The 21,147-nt window shown below is 42.2% G+C and carries 25 protein-coding genes; 9 read left to right on the forward strand and 16 right to left on the reverse strand.

Annotated features, from left to right (window positions below):
* Nucleotides 1–3: 3 nt before the first annotated feature.
* Nucleotides 4–1,182, reverse strand: coding sequence for an MFS transporter (locus JR005_RS04905; RefSeq protein ID WP_004986126.1), 1,179 nt, complete (start codon nucleotides 1,180–1,182; stop codon nucleotides 4–6).
* 192 nt (nucleotides 1,183–1,374) lie between these two features.
* Here JR005_RS04905 and JR005_RS04910 point away from each other — a divergent pair, with 192 nt between their 5' ends.
* On the forward strand, nucleotides 1,375–2,283 hold the full coding sequence (locus tag JR005_RS04910; protein ID WP_004986124.1) for a LysR family transcriptional regulator: 909 nt from the start codon (nucleotides 1,375–1,377) through the stop codon (nucleotides 2,281–2,283).
* Here JR005_RS04910 and JR005_RS04915 read toward each other — a convergent pair.
* Nucleotides 2,278–2,619: a hypothetical protein gene (locus tag JR005_RS04915; RefSeq protein WP_004986121.1), complete on the reverse strand. Its 342-nt coding sequence runs from the start codon at nucleotides 2,617–2,619 to the stop codon at nucleotides 2,278–2,280. The two genes, JR005_RS04910 and JR005_RS04915, sit on opposite strands and share 6 nt — an antisense overlap.
* Before the next feature lie 90 nt (nucleotides 2,620–2,709).
* Between JR005_RS04915 and JR005_RS04920 the strand changes: the two genes are divergently transcribed.
* Nucleotides 2,710–4,125: a PLP-dependent aminotransferase family protein gene (locus JR005_RS04920; protein ID WP_004986119.1), complete on the forward strand. Its 1,416-nt coding sequence runs from the start codon at nucleotides 2,710–2,712 to the stop codon at nucleotides 4,123–4,125.
* Nucleotides 4,126–4,180: 55 nt separating this feature from the next.
* On the opposite strand, the gene ahr is transcribed toward JR005_RS04920, so the two are convergent.
* The 8 genes from ahr to JR005_RS04960 all read right to left on the reverse strand — a co-directional run bounded on the left by ahr (nucleotide 4,181) and on the right by JR005_RS04960 (nucleotide 9,385).
* Nucleotides 4,181–5,203, reverse strand: coding sequence for an NADPH-dependent aldehyde reductase Ahr (gene ahr / locus JR005_RS04925; protein WP_004986117.1), 1,023 nt, complete (start codon nucleotides 5,201–5,203; stop codon nucleotides 4,181–4,183).
* Between the two features lie 23 nt (nucleotides 5,204–5,226).
* Nucleotides 5,227–5,784 carry a DNA-3-methyladenine glycosylase I gene (locus JR005_RS04930; RefSeq protein WP_004986114.1) on the reverse strand — a complete coding sequence of 186 codons (558 nt, stop codon included), beginning with the start codon at nucleotides 5,782–5,784 and terminating at the stop codon, nucleotides 5,227–5,229.
* 38 nt (nucleotides 5,785–5,822) lie between these two features.
* On the reverse strand, nucleotides 5,823–6,068 hold the full coding sequence (locus JR005_RS04935) for a hypothetical protein (RefSeq protein ID WP_010589012.1): 246 nt from the start codon (nucleotides 6,066–6,068) through the stop codon (nucleotides 5,823–5,825).
* 11 nt (nucleotides 6,069–6,079) lie between these two features.
* Nucleotides 6,080–6,616, reverse strand: coding sequence for a M23 family metallopeptidase (locus JR005_RS04940; protein WP_004986111.1), 537 nt, complete (start codon nucleotides 6,614–6,616; stop codon nucleotides 6,080–6,082).
* 39 nt (nucleotides 6,617–6,655) lie between these two features.
* Nucleotides 6,656–7,690, reverse strand: a complete 1,035-nt coding sequence (gene mutY, locus JR005_RS04945) for an A/G-specific adenine glycosylase (RefSeq protein WP_004986108.1) — start codon at nucleotides 7,688–7,690, stop codon at nucleotides 6,656–6,658.
* A 119-nt stretch (nucleotides 7,691–7,809) separates the two neighbouring features.
* Nucleotides 7,810–8,172, reverse strand: a complete 363-nt coding sequence (locus tag JR005_RS04950) for an HIT family protein (protein WP_004986107.1) — start codon at nucleotides 8,170–8,172, stop codon at nucleotides 7,810–7,812.
* Nucleotides 8,173–8,218: 46 nt separating this feature from the next.
* On the reverse strand, nucleotides 8,219–8,953 hold the full coding sequence (locus tag JR005_RS04955; protein WP_004986105.1) for a dienelactone hydrolase family protein: 735 nt from the start codon (nucleotides 8,951–8,953) through the stop codon (nucleotides 8,219–8,221).
* Nucleotides 8,954–9,226: 273 nt separating this feature from the next.
* Nucleotides 9,227–9,385 carry a DUF1328 domain-containing protein gene (locus JR005_RS04960; protein ID WP_004986102.1) on the reverse strand — a complete coding sequence of 53 codons (159 nt, stop codon included), beginning with the start codon at nucleotides 9,383–9,385 and terminating at the stop codon, nucleotides 9,227–9,229.
* Between the two features lie 187 nt (nucleotides 9,386–9,572).
* On the opposite strand from JR005_RS04960, the gene JR005_RS04965 reads away from it, so the two are divergent.
* Nucleotides 9,573–10,025, forward strand: a complete 453-nt coding sequence (locus tag JR005_RS04965; RefSeq protein WP_004986099.1) for a YcgN family cysteine cluster protein — start codon at nucleotides 9,573–9,575, stop codon at nucleotides 10,023–10,025.
* A gap of 26 nt (nucleotides 10,026–10,051) precedes the next feature.
* Here the strand turns inward: JR005_RS04965 and JR005_RS04970 are convergent, their stop codons facing one another.
* On the reverse strand, nucleotides 10,052–10,693 hold the full coding sequence (locus JR005_RS04970) for a cation transporter (RefSeq protein WP_218665661.1): 642 nt from the start codon (nucleotides 10,691–10,693) through the stop codon (nucleotides 10,052–10,054).
* Nucleotides 10,694–10,758: 65 nt separating this feature from the next.
* On the opposite strand from JR005_RS04970, the gene JR005_RS04975 reads away from it, so the two are divergent.
* From JR005_RS04975 to JR005_RS04990, 4 genes are all read left to right on the forward strand, one after another.
* The gene (locus tag JR005_RS04975; RefSeq protein ID WP_004986095.1) at nucleotides 10,759–11,172 is read left to right on the forward strand and encodes a Cd(II)/Pb(II)-responsive transcriptional regulator; all 414 of its coding nucleotides are present in this window, start codon (nucleotides 10,759–10,761) and stop codon (nucleotides 11,170–11,172) included.
* Nucleotides 11,173–11,295: 123 nt separating this feature from the next.
* Entirely contained in the window at nucleotides 11,296–12,468 is a 1,173-nt protein-coding gene (locus JR005_RS04980) for a PQQ-dependent sugar dehydrogenase (protein ID WP_034700178.1), read from the forward strand.
* A 116-nt stretch (nucleotides 12,469–12,584) separates the two neighbouring features.
* Nucleotides 12,585–13,721, forward strand: coding sequence for a class C beta-lactamase (ampC, locus tag JR005_RS04985; protein WP_372464143.1), 1,137 nt, complete (start codon nucleotides 12,585–12,587; stop codon nucleotides 13,719–13,721).
* Between the two features lie 83 nt (nucleotides 13,722–13,804).
* A complete protein-coding gene (locus JR005_RS04990) occupies nucleotides 13,805–15,079 on the forward strand; it encodes a replication-associated recombination protein A (protein ID WP_010589014.1) in 1,275 nt (424 codons plus the stop codon).
* An 8-nt stretch (nucleotides 15,080–15,087) separates the two neighbouring features.
* On the opposite strand, the gene JR005_RS04995 is transcribed toward JR005_RS04990, so the two are convergent.
* From JR005_RS04995 to dapA, 4 genes are all read right to left on the reverse strand, one after another.
* Nucleotides 15,088–15,927 carry a formate/nitrite transporter family protein gene (locus JR005_RS04995; protein ID WP_044435492.1) on the reverse strand — a complete coding sequence of 280 codons (840 nt, stop codon included), beginning with the start codon at nucleotides 15,925–15,927 and terminating at the stop codon, nucleotides 15,088–15,090.
* A 421-nt stretch (nucleotides 15,928–16,348) separates the two neighbouring features.
* Complete coding sequence (gene purC, locus JR005_RS05000) at nucleotides 16,349–17,068, reverse strand: phosphoribosylaminoimidazolesuccinocarboxamide synthase (RefSeq protein ID WP_004986080.1); 720 nt, start codon at nucleotides 17,066–17,068, stop codon at nucleotides 16,349–16,351.
* Between the two features lie 39 nt (nucleotides 17,069–17,107).
* Entirely contained in the window at nucleotides 17,108–17,713 is a 606-nt protein-coding gene (locus JR005_RS05005; RefSeq protein WP_004999522.1) for a hypothetical protein, read from the reverse strand.
* A 9-nt stretch (nucleotides 17,714–17,722) separates the two neighbouring features.
* Nucleotides 17,723–18,622: a 4-hydroxy-tetrahydrodipicolinate synthase gene (dapA, locus tag JR005_RS05010; RefSeq protein ID WP_004986075.1), complete on the reverse strand. Its 900-nt coding sequence runs from the start codon at nucleotides 18,620–18,622 to the stop codon at nucleotides 17,723–17,725.
* 347 nt (nucleotides 18,623–18,969) lie between these two features.
* Here dapA and pncA point away from each other — a divergent pair, with 347 nt between their 5' ends.
* Both pncA and JR005_RS05020 read left to right on the forward strand, forming a co-directional pair.
* Entirely contained in the window at nucleotides 18,970–19,602 is a 633-nt protein-coding gene (gene pncA, locus JR005_RS05015) for a bifunctional nicotinamidase/pyrazinamidase (RefSeq protein WP_218665662.1), read from the forward strand.
* A 40-nt stretch (nucleotides 19,603–19,642) separates the two neighbouring features.
* Nucleotides 19,643–20,587: a bile acid:sodium symporter family protein gene (locus tag JR005_RS05020; protein ID WP_218665663.1), complete on the forward strand. Its 945-nt coding sequence runs from the start codon at nucleotides 19,643–19,645 to the stop codon at nucleotides 20,585–20,587.
* Between the two features lie 129 nt (nucleotides 20,588–20,716).
* On the opposite strand, the gene JR005_RS05025 is transcribed toward JR005_RS05020, so the two are convergent.
* Nucleotides 20,717–21,004, reverse strand: coding sequence for a GNAT family N-acetyltransferase (locus JR005_RS05025; protein WP_034700186.1), 288 nt, complete (start codon nucleotides 21,002–21,004; stop codon nucleotides 20,717–20,719).
* Between the last annotated feature and the right edge of the window lie 143 nt (nucleotides 21,005–21,147).

Here is a 21,147-nt window from a genome sequence, read left to right on the forward strand (position 1 = left end):
CTATTAAGCTGAACATTGCTGCTTGGTTCGAATCGTTGATTTATTGCGTTGTATCTGTAGCAAAATCAAGACTAAGCCGAGCCCTGCCAATCCTGCACCAGCAAAACAAACAGCGACATAACCCAGATCTAAACTGAGCACTAAACCACCGACCGCAGCGCCAATGGCATTGCCCAGATTAAATGCGCCCACATTAATTGATGAAGCCAGTCCAGGTGCCGCATGAGCCATTTTCATGACCCGCATTTGGACGGGTGGAACTAGCCCAAAAGCTGCAACTCCCCATAGCGTCAGACCGAAAGCTGCTCCCAGTTGTGTCTGCGCCAACCAGGGAAAACAGAGCATGACGATAACGAGCAGACTAAAAAATCCTATCAGGGTTTTATTGAGTGCAAGATCTGCCAACTTACCACCCAAGTGATTTCCAATCGAAAAACCAACCCCGATTAACACTAGCATTAGCGTAATGAAAGTCGGTGAGGCCTGATTAAAATAAGTGAGTGCTGGGGCGATATAGGTATATAAAGTGAACATGGCACTAGCTCCGAGCACAGTCGTCAACAATGCCATGAGGACGGAAGGTTGTATTAGTACCTTTAACTCTGCTTTAACATCTGGACGTTGGGCTGGAGCAGCCTTGGGCAACGCTTGATATAACGACCACATGGTGACTAAACCGAGGGTGGAGATTGCCAAAAAAGACAGTCGCCAGCCAATATTTTGACCGAGCCATGTCGCCAAAGGTACACCACCAATATTGGCAAGGGTAAGCCCCATAAACATGGCAGCTACTGCACTGGCCTGTTTATGTACGGGCACGACACTAGCTGCGACTACGGAACCAATACCAAAAAAAGCGCCATGATTAAGGCTGGTGATGAGTCGGGCAATCATTAGACTCCAATAGTTTGGTGCAATTGCAGCGAGTAAATTGCCCAGTGTAAATAATGACATCAGTAAAATGAGTGCTTTACGTCGTGAAAAGTGTCCAAAGTATAAAGTCATGATCGGCGCACCAAGCATCACCCCCATAGCATAACCTGTAATCAAAAGACCAGCGCGAGGAATACTGACACCCAAATCATGAGCAATATTGGGCAATAATCCCATCGGAGAGAATTCAGTGGTGCCGATCGCAAATGCACCAATTGCTAAAGCCAACAAGGGTAAATTGCGGTTCATGAGGATCTTCCTAAGATTGTCGTCATAAGGGGGGGTAAATATGCAATCTGCATGCTTAAGCGCCTTATCAATGAAGAAATGATCTGCATCAAGACTGATCAAGATTGGGCATGTATTTTGTGCTGAACATTGTTGCGAAAAAATACTGGAGTAAGCAAAATATTATTGACTAGGAATCACGAATAACAGCCTATGAAATCTACCATCGAAGAATTGATCGCATTTATAAGTATTGTTGATACAGGCTCAATTGTGGCAGCGGCAGAGCAGCTTCAGCAAACCCCATCAGGTTTGAGTCGTGCGCTCAATCGATTAGAAAAGAAACTACAGGTCACATTACTTGAGCGAACCACTCGTAAGTTGAAACTGACACAAGAAGGTCGTTTATTTTTAGATAAAGCGCGTTCAATTTTGGCAGAATTGGCCGAAGCGGAAGATGCATTACTGAAATCTGACAGTGATACTTCTGGTCTGATTCGGATTGATTCAGCAACACCCTTTGTTTTACATGTGCTTGCTCCGCTGATGCAAAAATTTATGCAACGCTATCCCAAAATTGAGATCGAGCTAAATAGCAATGAGCAGGTCATCGATTTATTGCAGCATAAAACCGATGTTGCGATTCGTTTTGGCGCATTACATGATTCGAGTCTACATGCCAAATTGGTATGTAAATCACGGTTATATATTGTGGCAAGCCCCGATTATTTGGAGCAGGCGGGTATTCCCCAGACACCACAATCACTCTTACAACATCAATTGGTGGGATTTAGCAAACCCGTTTACTTAAATACATGGCCCTTAAAAATAGGCGATGACTATGTGATAGTTTCTCCGAAAATCAAGGCGTCTAGTGGTGAAACAGTCAGACAACTGACCTTGGCGGGTCATGGTATTGCGCGATTATCAGAATATGAAATCTGGCAGGATTTAGAGGCAGGGCGTTTAGTTGCTTTGTTTGAAGATCAGATTGAATTACAGTACCAGCATATTCATGCGGTGTATTATCAACAAAAACATCTGCCAAAACGGGTACGTTTATTTATTGAGTTTTTGGCAGATGAGTTGAGCCAGCAATTTTCAACGGCTGTGGCATCATAGTTTTGCTTGAGGGAGCTGAAATTCCATTAAGCTTTGCTTGGGTTTCAATCGTAAACGAAATGTCATCTGGTCCTGAATACAGTCAAAGTTTAATGCCTGATTTTTTAGTGCGCCGATCATCATGCCATTGTCGGTCACTGGTCGATAAATATAACGAAACAGTTTTGGGCGCTGCATATCCACCGACCATAATTTGTATTCAGTATACTGCTGTATTTTCAGATAGCCTTGAATCATACTGCGACAAATAAAATCCTGTTGCTGTTTTTCAGCACTTAAAGGCTGACATGCGCTCAGTAGTAGACCTATACTCAGCATAAAGCATAATTTTTTCATGAACTTATCTCATGGTGGTTGCTTTTTAGAGCATAATTGGATTGTATAGACCATGACAGATACAGATTTTGATAAAAAAGCAGTACAGATATGCAGTTTCATTATCAGCGTTTAGCACAGCAGATCGCGAACAAGATTTATCAGCAACAGCTTTTGCCGCAGCAAAAATTGAGTTCATTACGTGATTTTGCAGATCAGCATCAGGTTAGTATAAGTACCGCACAACGTTGTTATGAATTGCTGGAAGCACAGGGATTAATTGAAGTTAAGCCGAAATCTGGCTATTTCGTTAAAGCGCCAAAGCTGAGTAGTCGCTTACCGACCAGTCCGAGTTTTGAATCCAGACCTCGTGCCGTCACTAATTTATTATTGCAAAATCAGATTCAGGAGGCTTCTATTCAGCCTCATTTAGCTCCCTTTGGTGCGATACAGTTGAGTCCTCAACTGGTTCCCATCGAGCCTTTACGCCGTTCTATTCAGCGAGCACTTAAACACTGTAAACCTGAAGACTTTTTATATTGTAATCGACAGGGGCATCTGCATTTGCGTGAGGCTTTGGCCGCGCATTGGCGGGAAGATGGAATGTACATTGCCCCTCAAGATATTTTTATCACTAATGGTTGTATGCCAGCACTCGCCCTGTTAATTCAGCAACTCAGTTTACAAGGCGACAGTATTCTTATTCCCACCCCCACCTTTAATGGACAATTACAACTGATCGCAGGCTTAAAGCGCCGTATTATTGAAACACCTGCCGATGCAACAGGGATTGATTTAGTCCGTTTAGAGCAGGCGATGGCAGAGCATCGGCCAAAATTATGTCTGCTAACGGCTAATTTTCAGAATCCTTTGGGATACGTTTTGAGTGATGTTGATAAACAGAAAATTGCGCAATTGGCTGCACAATATCACTGTATTATCTTAGAAGACGATATTTATGCCGAGTGTAGTTATCAGGGGCAGCGACCCTTACCGATTAAATATTGGGATCAACACGGCTATGTGGTCTGGGTTGGTTCGGTGTCAAAGTCATTGTCTACAGCGTATCGTGTGGGTTGGTTTTGTATTGGTGGGCAATTAAAAGCGATGTATCCTGAATTCTATTCAGCCAATATCAGTGTCAATACGCCGCTACAACTGGGTTTGGCAGACTTTATTTATAGTCGGGAATATCGTAACCATTTAAGCCGTTTACAACCTCAGTTGATGCAACAGGTTGAACAATATCGTCGATATATTTTAAAGGCATTTGCACCGTTGAATATCGGTCTAAGTCAACCACAGGGGGGCTATGCCTTGTGGTTGGAACTTCCTCAAAAGATTGATAGTTTGGCTTTGTATCTGGCAGCCCAACAGCATCAGATTAATATTGTACCGGGCGTGGTATTTGGAGAGGATGAGCGTTATCAGCACTTTGTACGGCTGAATGCTGGACATGCGCTGACGCCGCAGTTACAAGAAGCGATTTTGTTTCTGGCGGAGTGGGTGAAACAGGCAGTGGATTGATATTGATTAAAACTTCAGGCAAGTCGTATCAGAACTTGCCTGCAAAATAACTGATTTAAAAATCTGCTTTTAACACGATACGATAACGCGCGTGACCTGAATGCAAACGTTCTATTGCATCATTGAGTTTGGACATAGGATAAAGCTCAATCTGCGGGGCAATATTTTTACGTGCAGCAAATTTTAATAACTGGCGCAGTGCAGCAGGAGAACCGGTTGGTGAGCCTGTAACTGACTTTGCTCCACTAATTAACGCGCCGACAGGCACCGCGACGGGTTCTAACACCAAACCTAGAAAATGAACCGTGCCATTTGGCGCCAATGTATTTAAATAGGCATTCCAGTTCAGTGTCACATTCACGGTACTAAGTAATAAATCAAACTTACCACGTTGTGCTTTCAGTGCGGCATCATCACGGCTATTCACCACATGATCTGCACCCATTGCTTTAAGTTCATCCGTCTTATCTGGATGAGAAGTAAATGCGGTAATTTCGCAGCCCCATGCTTTAAGCAGTTTAATTGCCATATGACCTAAGCCACCGATTCCAATCACAGCAACATGGTGAATAGCCTGAATCTGATGTTTCAAAATCGGATCAAATACGGTGATGCCGCCACAGAGCAATGGTCCTGCGCTAGTCGGATCTAGATCATCAGGTAGAGGAATGACCCATTGCCAACCAGCACGAACTTTATCGGCAAACCCGCCTGCATGGCCGACAATAGTCGCGGTATGTTCGCCAGTACACAACACTTGCTGACCACTTATACATTGATCACAAGATTGACAGCTTTCCGCCGTCCAACCCAAGCCAACTCGTTGCCCGACTTTTAAGCCTTTGGCTTCACTGCCCAGTTGAGTAATAGTTCCAATGACTTCATGTCCTGCGATGACAGGATATTGAGATGATTGCCATTCATTATTGATGACTGAAATATCGGAATGACAAAGACCACAATATTCAACTTTGATTTCTACTTGATGTGGTTGTAATTCACCTGCATCGAATTGATAGGGAACCAGTGGCTCGCCTGCTTGCATTGCTGCGTAAGCGTGAATGACGTTGTTGCTCATGCTGTATGTCCTTGTATATAACTTTAGGATCGAAAAGAACAATAATTTTCATGGTCATTGACCATGCCAACGGCTTGCATAAATGCATAACAGGTGGTGGGACCTACAAATTTAAAGCCGTGTTTCTTTAAACGCTTTGACAATTGCAAACTGTGTTCGGTTTGAGCGGGTGCCTGACGATAATCTGCGACATCATTGATGATGGGCTGCTGCTGTACCGTTTCCCAAAGCCATTGTGACATATCATGCCCTTGGTCTTTGAGATTCTGCCAAGCAATCGCATTGTCACGAATTGCTTTGAGTTTACCGATATGGCGAATTAAACCTGTATCACTGAGTTTATGTTCAAGTTGTTGATCTGTAAGTTGGGCGATGTCTGCGATTGGGTATTGAAAAAAATGCTGTCGATAGCTTTCACGTTTTTTAAGTACGGTGATCCATGAAAGCCCCGCTTGCTGTCCTTCCAGACAGAGCATTTCAAACAGTCGGGCTTCTTTATACTCAGGTTTTCCCCATTCTTGATCATGATAATCCATATAAAGCGGATCACTTGAACACCAACCACAACGTTGCACCGACATGCGCTGTTCCTCATTTTGAGCCAAGATTTAAATGATGGTTATAAAGTAAATAGTATCCACTGATCTGATGATGTATCCCAATAATAAAGTTCTGCCCGTGTTAAATCTTCAAATTTAAGCCAGAAATCTTGACCAGATTTATCTGCATAGCCTGTGCTCATGAGTAGGGCATCTTCAGAAATTTCCATAATCCAGCCCTGATAGCATTTTTCATTCAAACAGATTTTTTGTTGATTACCAGATTCGGCAAATTCAACCAATCGATTGATTAAAGCTTCAGACATCATGTATTTTCCTAACGTAAATATGAGTAAGGGTTGACTGCACCGCGTCCTTTGCCAGATAAATAAAGTCCATAATGCAAATGGGTGGCAGTATATCGGGCATTGCCTGTATTGCCGACATAGCCAATCAGATCACCTTTTTTGACATAATCTCCGACGGCAAGACCACGTTTATGCCCATCCAGATGCGCATAATAATGCCATGAGCCTGAGGGTCCTAAAATCCAGATGACCTTGCCGCCCAAATTATTATCACGCAAATCTGCCACTAATCCATCAGTGGAGCTGTACACTTTTGTTCCACGTGGAGCCATAATGTCAATTCCTTCATGGCGGCGACCCTGACCACGGGCTGCTCCCCATGTATCGGTCAATTCATTGCGCTTTATTCCTTTAACTGGAATCGGTAAGCGTGTATCCAGTCTTTGCATTTGTAATTGAGCAACGCGATTGGCGGGTAAAGGCTGCGATTTTTTCGGAACCGTGGTACAGGCAGCAAACAAGCTGATAATAAAGCCAAGAATGAAATAGGGGAGATAGCGAGGCACAAGCTCTCCATTATTGTTATGATCACGATCTGCACTATGTCATGAATCGATAGCCAAGATCAATTTTTTCATAGCGGTCGGAATTCCTTTGGCTGTTGCTTGTTCAGGGCTTAACCAACAGCCATTTAACTCCGTCGTCAGATGTTCTTGTTGTTCTGGTTCCACGTGGAACATTTGTATATTCAGCAACCATGTGAAATGCGTGAAACTATGCGAGATTTGCATTTGACTGGAAATAGGGGTTAGGTCAAATTGTGAGCGCCACTCTAATAATATTTTTTTATCTTCAATAATGGGTAAGCACCATAACCCACCCCATAAACCGTGTGAATCGCGCTGCTGCCAAAGCCATTGTCCATTTGATTGAATCAGAACAACATCCGCAGTTTTAACAGGAACTGCTTTTTTCGGTTTTTTAAATGGCAGCTCATTTTCTAAACCTTGCTGATACGCTTTACAGTGTTGCTGCATGGGGCAATATAGACATAATGGTTTTTTGGGCGTACAGATGGTTGCACCCAGATCCATAATCGCCTGTGTGTAATCATGATTGCGTTCTATTGGGCAAAGCTGCTCGGCTATTTGCCATAATGCACGTTCATGAATAGGCTTGGAGAGATCATCTTCTATGGCAAAAAAACGCGATAAGACGCGTTTAACATTACCATCTAAAATCACGCCGTATTGACGCAGTCCCAATGACATGAGTGCACCTGCGGTCGAACGACCGATTCCGGGCAATGCCATCCATTGTTCAAGATTTTGTGGGAAGTGCCCATTCTGATGGACTTGGATTGCCGCTTTATGCAAATTACGCGCACGTGCATAATAGCCTAGTCCTGCCCAATACGGGGCAACATCCTCCCATGAAGCAGTTCCTAAATCATCCACCGTAGGAAAGCGCGTAATAAAACGCTCAAAATATTGCAGTACAGTTTTGACTTGTGTTTGCTGTAACATAATTTCAGACACCCAAACTTTGTAAGGATCATCTGCTATTTGCCATGGCAGGTCATGACGACCATGATGATCGAACCAGTTGAGTAGGGCATCGGCAAAAGAAAAATCAGACATAACACGGACAGCAAAGACAGGTATCGCAGTATAACCAAATTAATCTGAGCAAGTCATGTACCCTATTTTATAGGCATAAAAAAATGATCCGAAGATCATTTTTTTAATAAAATACAGGATTAATCCTGAACAATGCCCCAGCGTTTATCCAATTTAAGCTCCTGACCTTGATAGCGAGGAATAATATGGATATGAAGGTGTTCAGCACTTTCACCAAAGACTTCACCATCATTAAAGGCGATATGAAATCCATCAGGTTGATGACGTAGATGAAGCTCATTTCGAGCCAATTCAATTAAGGAAATCAGGCTTTTTCTTTCCTTATCAGTGACGTCAAAAAAAGAGCTGACATGACGTAATGGAATAATGACCGAATGTCCTTTAGAAAGAGGATGAGCTTCGGGCAAAATCGCACCAAAATCATTTTGATGAATCACATCATATTCATCAAATTCACAATAAGGGCAATGTTTCTCAGTCATGATTCCATCCTCTCTTTCATTTTCATCGTTTTATAGGCTGCAAATTTTATAAGGTTCTTTCAAGTAAGCCATACATTGCATTTAGGCTTTGCTGCTCGGCTTGTGGATTGTAACCTAAATCAACGCCGTTAGCTTTGGCGCGCTCATCGGCTAAAGGATTACTAAAACCATGCTTGGCATTTTCTAAAATAATCACTTCATAATTGACATCGGCATGATCCATTTCAGCTTTAAATTTAGCGACATCATCTAGGGTCACCATGCTGTCTTGTTCACCATGTAACACTAAAATCTCAGCTTGAATTTTACCTTGTTCAGCAGGTGCCTTAGGACTTAATGTACCATGAAATGACGCTACTGCTTTTAAATCTGCGCCCGAACGCGCCAGATCCAGTACCACTTTACCGCCATAACAAAACCCAATAGCAGCGAGTTGCTCTGGATTGACTTCAGGTTGCTGAGCCAAAGTTTCTAAACCCGCTGATGCACGTGTCACAATGGTGTCTGCATCCTGAAAAGTTTGTGTCATCCACTCATTGGCCTGTGAAGCTTGATCTGTGACTTTTTTATCACCATACATATCAATAGCCAAAGCGGCATAGCCATGTTCTGCCAGTTCACGCGCGCGTTGTAAGGTATATTCGGTTCGTCCCCACCATTCTGGTGCAACAATGACCCCCGCCACAGGTGTTTCACTTACAGGTGCGGCAAAATAACCAATCAAATTTGAGCCGTCTTTTGCGGTGTAGTGAATTTCACGTGTTTTGATGGTCGATGTCATGTGCTAAATCCTGTTATCAAACTGAAATTAAAAATGATTAAATCATAAAAAATGCAGTGATATGCATATTCAATGTAATCAATTCATTTATAAATGTGAGAATTTATGTAGGGTTGCACATTCTATGTTCATTCGATCAACTGCTAGCGACACAGATCGGACAAAACAAAACCCCATTAGATGAGCATCTAATGAGGTTCGTTATTTATTTCAGAAGAATCTCGGATTCTTTTTAAAATAGAGCTTAAAACCAAGTGATTGGTGAGCTTATAGTTAAGCCCGACCTCGTGAAATAAAGCCAATAATGGCCAAAATCACTGCAACCACCAAGAGGATGACTGCAAAGTCTTTAGACAAACCTGCAACTCCACCGAAACCTAATAAGCTTGCAATCAATGCAATCACAGCAAAGATAATCGCCCAACGAAACATAGTTCTAATCTCCTTATATTTATCGTTCCTTAAATATAGAACCTTAGCTGCAAAAGCTATGTGTTGTTTATGTGTGCAATCTGTATATTGTCTTTAATATTCAATTAATTGAGTTACATAAACCACATAAAGGATGAACATTAGAAACAGTGTTATAATGTGTATTCGCTGTTAAGTGACCTGATTTATGAACACTGAAATCCGTCCATTTTTCTGGAAACATTATTCGCTAGAACAACTCAATCAAACAGAGTGGGAAGCTTTGTGTGATGGATGCGGATTATGCTGCCTGATTAAACTTGAGGATGAAGACACCGAAGAAATCGCCTACACCAAAGTAGCGTGTAAGTTGCTGGATTGCCAAACGGCACGGTGTTCAGACTATGCCAATCGGCATCAGTTCGTTCCAGATTGTATTCAACTAACTCCTGAAAAATTACAAAGCATAGGTTGGCTGCCTTCAAGTTGTGCTTATCGACGTTTAAATGAAGGTAAAAATTTACCATCATGGCATTATTTAAATACAGGTTCGCGCCAAAGTGTCATTAAGGCTCGTAAATCGGCCGCGGGTCGGTGTCTGTCTGAAGTCGATGTATCAGAGGACGATATTGAAGATTATATCGTCCGCTGGATTCGCTAACAAATTGGTTAAAAGTTAAAAGAGGTTTAATGCGAGTGCGATAACTGATTTTGCTGTTGCTCACGGCGTTCTCGCTGTGACTTTTTGATAATGCTCCAGCCTGCACTCAATCCTAGGCCTGCCATCAATAAGGCCACAATCAAATCAGGCAAAACGTTTTGTGTTCCAAATACACCCAATGCCGCAATCATCACCGCAATATTCCCAATGGCATCATTACGGCTACATAACCAGACCGATTGCATGTTGGCATCACCCTCACGGAACGCAAATAACACCACTGCACTGATGATATTGGCGACCAATGCCATCACGCCAATAATGCCCATGGTGATTGCTTCAGGTGGAACACCATGCAGATATGACCAGACCACTTTTCCTAAAATAATCAGCGCAAATACGCTCATGGTGAGGCCTTTAAATAACGCAACCGTCGCGCGCCAATACAGACTTAACCCTAGCGCCAGCAATGAAATCAGGTAATTAATCGAATCTCCGAAAAAATCCAGTGCATCTGCCCAAAGAGAAGTCGAACCGGCCTGCATACCCCCAAATATTTCAATCAGAAACATGCCCAAATTTAAAATCAGGGCAATCCATAATGCGATTTTAAACTTATTGCTTTTAACTTTAGGGATATCTTCGTGATCACAGTTACAGCATGCCATTTGCAATTTCCTCGACTTTGGATAAGCTGATTAGAAAGTCTGGAGTCGCTCTAGGGTCAAGTCTTATGATGAAATATTTGATTGGTGAATTGGCAAAAAAGTCTCAGGTTGCGGTCGATACCATTCGTTTTTATGAAAAACGCGGTTTACTTCAGCCCGCAAAACGAGCAGAAAACAATTATCGTTATTATGATGACGAGGCATTGGATCAACTGATTTTTATTCGGCATTGTCGTGAATTGGGCATGTCTTTACATGAGATTGAAGACCTTAATGAATTACGCAAAGATCCTCAGCAGCAATGTAAAGTCGTGGATCAAGCCATTGAACAACATCTTGGGCATATTAACCATAAAATTCAACAATTTGAAAAATTCAAAATACAGCTTGAACAGTTACGTGCACGTTGCCAGTCGAATAGCAATATTGATGATTGTAAAATTATTGAAACGCTGAAACAGCATGATCACTTAGGCTGACTTTGAAACATCATGTAATTATTTGAAATATATACTAAAACAAAAATACATTTTTCAAATATATATTTCTGATCTGCTCTTTAACATAGCAATAGAACAGAGAATAAACCGAGGATTGCCAAGATGACGATGCCATTTGCCACGTCGCTCGTTTGTAGTAGTTTCATTTTATTAACCGCTTGTAGCTCCAACAATACTCATTCACAGGAACAACAATCAAGCTCAAAGCAGACGCAAACAGCAAATCAGCCGATAGCGATTCAGCAGAGTTTTAAAACGCAACAGATTGCTAACTTTGATGAGCCGTGGGCATTGGCTCAGCTTCCTGATGGACGGCTCTTGGTCACTGAACGTCAGGGGGTACTGAAAATTTTTGATCCGACCTCCAAACAAATGCTGCAAGTTTCAGGGGTTCCCAAAGTCCGTTATGGCGGTCAGGGTGGTTTGGGGGATGTGATTTTGCATCCTCAATTTAGCCAAAATCACTGGATTTATCTGAGTTATGCCGAAGCAGGTCAAGGTGGGCAAGGCGCTGTGGTTATTCGTGCCAAACTGGATTTAAACAGTCCGAATCAGCCAAAGTTGATGGAGATAGAAAAAATTTGGCAGCAAGTCCCCAAAGTCTCTGGTCAGGGACATTATGCGCATCGTTTGGCTTTCGATCGAGAGGGTAAACTCTGGATTAGTTCTGGTGAACGCCAAAAATTTGATCCTGCACAAGACATGCAGTCCAATTTGGGTAAAATCGTGCGTTTAAATGACGATGGACGTCCTGCGGCGGGAAATCCATTTGCAGCTCAGGGTGGTGTCGCAGCACAAATCTGGTCATTAGGTCATCGTAATCCTTTGGGGATGGCATTTGATGAACATGGTCAGCTCTGGGTGGTGGAAATGGGGCCAAAAGGGGGCGATGAACTCAATCGGATTGTCAAAGGTGCGAATTATGGATATCCCGTGGTTTCCAATGGCGATCATTATTCAGGTTTGCCAATACCTGACCATGCCACCCGACCTGAATTTAAGGCACCAGAGATCAGTTGGACGCCTGTGATTTCTCCATCAAGTATGATTATCTATCAGGATGATCAATTTCCTGCATGGAAAGGTAAAGCCTTGATCGGAGGATTATCTTCAGAATCCATTACGGTGGTGGATTTGAAATCGCAACCTATACAGGAAGTTCAACGTTTAGACATGAAGCAACGAATTCGTGGACTTTTACAGGCGCAAGATGGTTCAATCTGGGTAATTGAAGATGGTGCAAATGCCAGACTATTGAAACTCAAAGCTCATTAGATTTTTGAGTAATCATTGAAGTTTTTAAAGTGAATAGAGAAAGAACCATGTTGTCGTTACTACAGCGATCCCGCTATAGCCATAAGCCATTATGGTCTAAAAAATCATTATGTCTGATGGGTCTTTTGGCCTGTAGTGCACCGCTAGATGCCAAAGACTTGTCTGAGCAGCAAGTGAAAGCAGTGATTGATCAACAGTTTAAGCCATTGTTAGCGCAGTACAATATTCCTGGACTTGCAGTTGGCGTGAGCCTGAATGGACAACATTATTTTGTCAATTATGGTGTGGCATCCAAACAAACACAGCAAGCGGTCAGTTCCCATACTTTATTTGAATTGGGCTCGGTCAGTAAGATCTTTAATGCCACTTTAGCCGGCTATGCTCAGGCAACAGGCAAACTTTCTCTTGACGATCATCCTGCCCAATATTTTCCAGCGTTAAAAAATACAGCAGTCAATAACGCGACTTTACTCAATCTGGGAACTTATACCGCAGGCGGTTTTCCGCTTCAGTTTCCAGATCAAGTGACCGAGCAACAGGACATGTTAAAATATTTCCAGACATGGCAACCGAAAAACACGATCGGCACACAACGGCAGTATTCCAACCCGAGTATTGGGCTAATGGGGTATGTGACTGCTTTGGCGATGGAAAAACCCTATACTGAACTGTTGGAGAAAATGCTATTTCCTGCATTGGGTCTCAACGAGAGTTTTATTGATGTCCCTGAACAGCAGATGACTCAATATGCTTGGGGATATAAAGGACAGCAAGCCATGCGGGTGTCTGCGGGGATGTTCGATGCAGAAGCGTATGGCGTAAAAAGTAGTAGTGCAGATCTGTTGAAATTTCTGGATGCACAAATCAACCCACAACAACTCAAACAACCATTACGTAAAGCGATTGAAAATACCCATGTGGGTTATTTTAAAGTAGGGGCAATGACGCAAGGCTTAGGTTGGGAGCAATATTCTTATCCAATAAAGCTAGATACTTTGCTAGAGGGAAATTCCAAGCAAATGGCATTTGAAAGTCATGCAGTGATCCCGATCAAACAGCCGAAGCTTGCTGATCCTGCGACTTTTTTTAATAAAACGGGTGCAACCAATGGTTTTGGCGCTTATGTTGCGTTTATTCCCCAGCAGAAAATTGGCATGGTGATGTTGGCCAATACCAACTTTCCCAATGAAGAACGGATTAAGGTCAGCTATCGTGTGATGCAACAATTGCTTCAGAGCAATAGTGCGCAATAGAATGTCGCTTTGATTGCAGAATCAAATTGTAGATTTGATCCAGACACAATAGACTACAGTAAAAGATTACACAGCTATTGATGATGTCAGATACGCATATTCCACTTCCTGAACGTTTACGTCCACGTGATTTATCCGAAATTATTGGACAGAATCATTTGCTAGGCCAACATGCGCCTTTGCGTCAAATGATCGATCAGGGACATTTGCCTTCGATTATCTTTTGGGGGCCGCCAGGCGTGGGTAAAACCACGATTGCACTGTTACTGGCGCAAGCGGTGGATCGTCCTTTTGTGAGTTTATCTGCACTGAATACGGGGGTGAAAGAGCTACGTGAGATCATCGCGGAAAGTGGTGATTTACTTACGCCAGTGGTATTTATCGATGAAATTCACCGTTTCAATAAATCGCAGCAGGATGCCTTACTGAATGCTGTTGAAAAGGGCAAAATTACGCTCATCGGGGCAACCACAGAAAACCCATCGTTTGAAGTAAATAGTGCCTTACTGTCGCGTTGTCAGGTGTATACGCTGAATTCATTGGATCAAGATGCGATTCAAACTTTGCTGAATAAAGCCATTCAAACTGATTCTTTTTTAAAAGAACGGCATATCCAGATTGAAGAATACGATGCATTGTTTCAATTTGCTGCGGGAGATGCACGTAAAGCACTCAACTTAATTGACCTGATTGCCAGTACCTTTGAAGCAGATGTTGAAAATATTGTGACCAATGCGGTGACGGTTAAAGTTGCACAGCAAAATATCGCGCGCTATGACAAATCGGGCGAGCAACATTACGATATCATCTCGGCATTTATTAAATCCATTCGTGGTAGTGATCCTGATGCGACGTTGTATTGGATGGCTCGAATGTTAAAAGGCGGTGAAGATCCCGTGTTTATTGCACGACGTATGCTGATTGCAGCCTCAGAAGATATTGGTAATTCGAACCCAAATGCCTTGCTACTGGCGGGTGAATGCTTCCGTTCAGTGCAGGCGGTAGGCATGCCAGAAGCACGTATTATATTGGGTCAATGTGCGGTGTATTTAGCGACCAGTCCGAAAAGTAATAGTACCTATTTAGCGATTAATCGTGCTTTAGAACTTGCAGAAAAAACTGCGAACTTACCTGTGCCCTTACACCTAAGAAATGCGCCAACTAAACTGATGAAACAACAAGGTTATGGTGTGGATTATCTTTATCCGCATAATTACCCTGAGCATTTTGTATTGCAGGAATATTTGCCGCCCGAATTAAAAGGGGTCAAACTCTATGAATCTGCACGGAACAAGCGTGAAGTTGAGGGCGAACGTTTGCAACAGCGCCGCTGGCAACAGGAACAACAGCAGCAATAGTCTGCTGTTTATTCTAGTTCTTCATTGACCTGCCCGTAAATCAATAAGGTAAATACCCCAGTACCGCCAATAATATTGCCCAGTGTGGTCGGTAATAAAAATTGAAAAATATAGTCTGAAAACGTGGCATGTCCTTTAAATACCCAATAGGCCATTTCTGCTGAACCCACAATCACATGCGTAAAACCGCCTAATGCCATCAAATACGTAATAAAAAAGATCAGTAAAAACTTATTATTGGCTGACGGTAAAATCCAGACCAGTGACGCGATCAAAATACCCGCAGGAATACCCTTAATAATATTTTCAGAGATAGTAAAACTGGCGACATGGTGGGCCAATTGATCAAAGGATTGCATCAAATCTGCATCAAACAGATGTGGATTAAGTAAAAAAAGTGCCGCCAGTGCAGTGCCGATGAGATTAGAAATAAACACGATTCCCCATAGACGAAATACAGCTTTTAATTTTTTAAGACTAAAGTTTTTAAATAAAGGAACGACTGTTGCAATGGTATTTTCGGTAAAAAGTTGCATATGTCCTAAAATCACCAGAACAAAACCCACGGTATAGCCCATATTTTCAATCAAAAAAGCCCACTTGGCATCGGGCAAATAGGCATTGAGAAGAGATTTAAACACAAATGAAAAACTGATGACGATGCCTGCTGTGATACCTGAGAAAATCAGGGCTTTGGTCGGGCGTTCAAGTTCTTCTACTCCATTTTTACGAATAATTTCGTAAACCAGTCGAGGCGAAAGTTTTTCATGCTCCTCAATCGCCATTTTTTCACGCCAAGTGAGGGTATTGTCAGTCTCTTTTTCCTGTTCTTTTTCTTCTGCACTCATTTTATTCTCCTCACAATTCAATGCGGCAATGCTGGTTTTTGTGGTTATCATCAGGCTATATATTTCTTTTTTAAAAAATAAATGGATGTGAATCCAGAGCATTCATTCAGCTTTTATGTATTTTTTTATAATCAGCCTAAATATGTGAGGCTTAATGATTGGCTACCGCTGTTGGTTTTTTATCAGTAAATTGGCGTATATTCTGAATACAATACAGACAGATGCAATCAAGCGATCAAATAGTTAAGACTGATGAACAATAAAATTTTCTGTAGTATCAGTCATGCAAAAGGCGGGTCGGATTTGGAACAGTATGAACTTCGCCCATCCAGATGTGATCGAAGGTATGGCTCAAGATATTAATTTGACAAAATAAAAAACGAGCCAGATGACTGACTCGTTTTTGATGAAACAAATAGATTTAGATATTGTCTAAATCGATACCTAAACGCGCAGCAACTTCTTCATACGCTTCAACCACACCGCCTAAACCTTGACGGAAGCGGTCTTTATCCAGTTTTTTCTTGGTATCTTTATCCCACAAACGGCAACCATCTGGAGAGAACTCATCACCAAGCACAATACGGTCATGGAACACGCCGAATTCAAGTTTGAAATCGACCAGAATCATATCGCCTGCATCAAATAATGCTTTTAATACATCATTGACTTTGTAGGTCAATTCTTTCATTTTTTCAAGTTGTTCAGCGGTCGCCCAGCCCAGTGCAATTGCCTGAGATTCATTCACCATTGGGTCGCCTAAACCATCATCTTTATAAAACAACTCAAAGGTCGGCGGAGTCAATTGCTTGCCTTCTTCAACACCGAGACGACGGCAAAGTGAACCAGCAGCAAAGTTACGGATCACACATTCCACAGGAATCATATTGAGTTTTTTCACTAACACTTCGTTTGGTGTCAGCAATTTCTCAAAATGTGTTTCGATGCCAGCTTCAGCCAGTTTTTCCATGATAAAGGCGTTAAAACGGTTGTTGACCTTGCCTTTACGATCCAGTTGTTCGATTTTTTCGCCATTAAATGCTGAAGCATCATCACGAAAGACTAAAATCAAATGGTCTGCATCATCTGTTTCATAAACAGATTTGGCTTTACCAGTATAGAGCAAGGTTTGTTTTAACATGGGGGAACCTTTTTCAAGAAAAAATTGCCTAGAGAATGCCTAGGCTGGCCAATTTTGATAAATCTGATTGAGCACTTCAGTGGCTTTAGCAGGATCGGCAAAGCTATTGTCTGGATTAAATAATGCCAGATTGTGAGTATTGCCCACGCCTGTCAATTTCAACACATAACTTTGTTCGCCGACTTTGATCGTTGCTTCATAACCTGCTTTATTTTCACCCAAAATTTTGTAGTTCAGGCTACTGAGTGTCGCTACGGTATATTGCCAGATGTCTGCGGTTGACCCACTAATTTGTAATAGTGGGTTTTTATTGCCATCGACAACAAGCTGCGGACGCCCCATTGCGGTAGTACCTTCTGCACTGCTTTCAGCGGCAGTATTTGCTTGAAGGGATTCTGGACGAGGTAGTGCAAATCGTGTTCCCTGCTTATTTTCAAGCTTAGGGGCATTTTCAATTGCAAGCTGATCCACAGTCGGCGCAGGATACAGTGGCGTAAATGGACGCACAGTTGCATCTGTCGGGAACTGGAGTGGAGCGAGTGTAGTGGTATTCTTATAATCTAAAGAATGATTATTAAAACTACTACAGCCTACTAAACCCATAGCGGCAATAGCAAAAGTTAGTCCAAGTCGTAACTGCATCATAATCTGCTCTTATTGAATAATTCCCGCTGCTTTCAGGGCATTACGGAGTGGTTCGCGATATTGCTGTGCAAGAGGAGTCAAAGGCAGACGAATACCTGTACCAATGAGCCCCATTTCATGTACCGCCCATTTCACAGGAATTGGGTTCGATTCGCAAAATAGATTATTGTGTACATTTGCAACTTTATTGTTAATCGCTTCAGCTTCTGCTGCGTCGCCATGATTGACTGCAGAGGCGCAGAGTTCGCTCATAATTTTTGGCGCAACATTGGCAGTCACAGAAATATTGCCTTTTGCACCAGCCAACATCAATTGCCATGCCGTTTCGTCGTCGCCTGAATAGACTGCAATTTTACCGTCTAAGGCTTTGATTAATTCGCTTCCACGCGCAATATCACCTGTCGCATCTTTGACACCTACGATATTGGCAATATCAGCAAGACGCACCACAGTTTCGTTGAGCATGTCGACGCCTGTACGACCTGGGACATTGTAAAGAATCTGTGGTAGCTCAACGGCTTCAGCAATTGCTTTAAAATGCTGGAATAAACCTTCCTGAGTCGGTTTGTTATAATATGGAGTGACAAGTAAAGCGGCATCAGCCCCAAGCTCTTTGGCTGCTTGAGTCAGTTCAATCGCTTCACGGGTTGAGTTTGCACCTGTTCCCGCAATAATGGGAATGCGTTTATTGGCCACACGAATGATTTCTTTGATCACTTGCGTGTGTTCTTCCATGCTTAATGTCGATGGTTCGCCCGTAGTACCTACAGCAACAATACCATTGGTTCCCTGATGAATATGCCACTCAACCAGCTTTTCGAGGCTCTTCCAATCTACGCTACCATCTTCAAACATTGGGGTGACGAGTGCGACAATTGAGCCTTGAATGGTCTGTGCTTGCTGAGTCATTTTAAAAAAATATCCTATTGTGCCATCCATTGAGATAAAGAACGAAAGATGGATGGTTTTGCAGTCTTTTGATTTAGCGTCTCAACAAAAATGTGATTTCTGTTGAATGACTATTATGCAAATTATGACTGATCAGACGCATAAGAACAATATGCTTTAGTCAAAGCAGTCAAAACTTTATCTACTAGACTCACATTTAAGCTGTATATGCGAGATCATTATGCGGTTTTGCCAATCATAAAAGTCGAATACGTGATGCAATGAACGCTTTATTTTAGTCACAGAGTTCTTATAAGATGCTGACAACCTCGGCATTCATGATGCTGTTTGATAGAAGGAGTAAAGCAATGAAACAGGGAAAAAATAGTGCTTTGATTGTGGTGGATGTTCAAAATGGTTTTACCCCTGGTGGACATTTGGCAGTGGCGCATGCTGATCAGATTATTCCCTGTATTAATCGTTTGGGTCAAGTTTTTGACAATGTCATTTTGACTCAGGACTGGCATCCTGCTGATCATATTTCTTTTGCTGAGAACCATACAGGTAAACAGCCGTTTGATCATATTGAATTGTCTTATGGGACGCAGGTACTTTGGCCATCGCATTGTGTACAAGGAACACATGATGCCGAATTACATCCTGATCTGGATATTCCATCGGCACAGTTGATTATCCGTAAAGGATTCCATGTAGATATTGATAGTTATTCGGCATTTATGGAGGCAGATCGAGTGACTTCTACAGGACTTGCTGGATATTTAAAAGAGCGTGGGATTGATACGGTTTATATCACAGGTATTGCAACCGATTTTTGTGTGGCATGGACAGCTATGGATGCTAAACAAGCAGGATTTGAAAGTTATGTGGTGGTCGATGCCTGTAAAGCCATTGATTTAAATGGTTCATTGCAGCAGGCGTGGCAGCAAATGCTAAGTTGCGGCGTTAAACGAATGACCTCATCGCAGTTATTGGGCAATTAATCATTTCGACGTATATTCGATAAAAGATCAGGATATTGCTATGCCATTATTATTGCGACTGACACAGTTGATGCAAAAGACTTTTGCACTTTGGGTCATTGTATTTTCAGCGATCGCGTTGTGGCAACCTAGCTATTTTGTCTGGCTCACGGCTTATATTTCGTGGATACTCGGTATTATTATGCTGGGTATGGGCATGACGATTAGCATCGCTGATTTTCGCGCTGTACTTCAATATCCAAGAGCCGTATTAATTGGTGTGGTGGCACATTTTGTGGTGATGCCAAGTCTTGCCTTTATCTTATGTCAGCTCTTTCAACTTCCACCAGAAATTGCCATTGGTGTAATTTTAGTCGGTTGTTGTCCGGGTGGAACTGCATCCAATGTCATTACTTATATGGCCAAAGGCAATACTGCGCTTTCGGTGGCTTGTACGTCAGTATCGACTTTATTGGCACCGATTTTAACGCCGTCGATCTTTTATCTGTTAGCCAGTCAATGGATTCATATCAATGTCAGTTCGATGTTCATTTCGATCTTACAGGTGGTGATTGTGCCGATTATTTTAGGCATTATCATCCGTCATTATTTTGCTCGACAAGTAGATGCTTATATTCGAGTCATGCCTTTGGTTTCAGTCGTTGCGATTGTACTGATTGTGGCGGCGATTATTGGGGCGAGTAAGGCCTCAATCTTACAATCTGGACTATTAATACTCGCTGTCGTAATGCTCCATAACGGCTTGGGTTTCTTGATTGGTTATTGGGCAAGTCGCTGGCTAAAACTTTCACATTATGACAGTAAAGCCATTTCCATCGAGGTCGGTATGCAAAATTCGGGTTTAGGCGTGGCTTTGGCTGCTGTACATTTTGCAGCTTCTCCAATTACCGCTGTACCGAGTGCTATTTTTAGCTTATGGCACAATATTTCTGGTGCTGCGCTAGCGACTTATTGGGCGCGACAAGAAGATCAAAAACTCAAATAATTTCAGCACTTAGATTGAAACTACTGAAGTAGTGCGTCTATCTCACCGCATTGAACTATTGATTCAAGCTGAATTCTTGAACAGGTCAGTTGAAGGCATCAAGCAAAGGATGCCTTCACTATAAAAAACTTAAGCGTCTCTGAGTACATCGCGAATCGATGGATCTTTATCAAAGACTGATTTTGCATACGGACATAAAGGAATAATTTTAATCTGATTGTTTCGGGCGAAATCTACTACGGCATCTAAAAGCTTACGGCCTACACCTTGCCCACGATAGTCATCTGCGACATCGGTATGATCAATAATAAATAGTTTTTCACCAGCCCATGTATAGACCATTTCGCCTGCAAGCTTGTCATGATCATACATTTCAAATGCGCCATGCTTACCATCATCTTTTTGTTGAATATTCAAAGTAAGGCTCCTGAGATCTTAGAAATATAAAAAGGAATTAAACCCACACTTTGATTGTGTCAGTATTTCAACTAAAAGTGAGTTGGATTTTGTTATAGTCAGCATCTTTATTAACACAAATCCACTGATTTTTTTATGCAGAA

The organism is Acinetobacter sp. Colony158 (assembly GCF_019264745.1).
Taxonomy (GTDB): Bacteria; Pseudomonadota; Gammaproteobacteria; order Pseudomonadales; family Moraxellaceae; genus Acinetobacter; species Acinetobacter ursingii.